The 740-nt window shown below is 45.7% G+C and carries 2 protein-coding genes; one reads left to right on the top strand and one right to left on the bottom strand.

Annotated elements, in window-relative coordinates; all coding sequences use genetic code 11:
- On the top strand, positions 1 to 201 hold a 201-nt coding region (locus tag ACM0OW_RS25755), incomplete at its 5' end, for a hypothetical protein (RefSeq protein ID WP_414553560.1).
- 338 nt (positions 202 to 539) lie between these two features.
- On the opposite strand, the gene ACM0OW_RS25750 is transcribed toward ACM0OW_RS25755, so the two are convergent.
- The coding region (locus ACM0OW_RS25750) for a hypothetical protein (protein WP_414553560.1) at positions 540 to 740 on the bottom strand (201 nt) is incomplete at its 5' end.

The raw sequence follows: 740 nt of genomic DNA, 5'->3' as shown, positions 1-740 counted from the left end.
ATCGCCTCTGGCGGGGCTTTGCCCATCGCACTGGGAAGAATTTGGAATTGTTGGCGGCGGCGTTATGCCTATACAAGGTGTTTGTGTGATAGCAGTGGGGAAATGCTGCTATCTATGCACAAGATATTATGTCTGAGATGCCGAGATACGGGTATGCCTATACAAGGTGTTTATGATAAGATACCGAGAATGCAGACATAGCAAGAAAGATGCCGTCATGCCTATACAAGGTGTTTGTGAGGGTATGCCGATAATGCAGAGATGCCGTCATGCCTATACAAGACGACTCGTGCTAGTGAGAATAAACGCAAGTATCCCTATCCCTATACAAAAGGGTTAACACAGTCCTTACTAACATTCCTTGTTCTCTAGAGAACAAGGAATGTTAGTAAGGACTGTGTTAACCCTTTTGTATAGGGATAGGGATACTTGCGTTTATTCTCACTAGCACGAGTCGTCTTGTATAGGCATGACGGCATCTCTGCATTATCGGCATACCCTCACAAACACCTTGTATAGGCATGACGGCATCTTTCTTGCTATGTCTGCATTCTCGGTATCTTATCATAAACACCTTGTATAGGCATACCCGTATCTCGGCATCTCAGACATAATATCTTGTGCATAGATAGCAGCATTTCCCCACTGCTATCACACAAACACCTTGTATAGGCATAACGCCGCCGCCAACAATTCCAAATTCTTCCCAGTGCGATGGGCAAAGCCCCGCCAGAGGCGAT

Origin of the sequence: Anabaena sp. CCY 0017 (assembly GCF_963920885.1) — a bacterium.
In the GTDB taxonomy this organism is placed as follows: domain Bacteria; phylum Cyanobacteriota; class Cyanobacteriia; order Cyanobacteriales; family Nostocaceae; genus Nodularia.
This window is presented reverse-complemented; position numbering and strand designations above follow the sequence as displayed.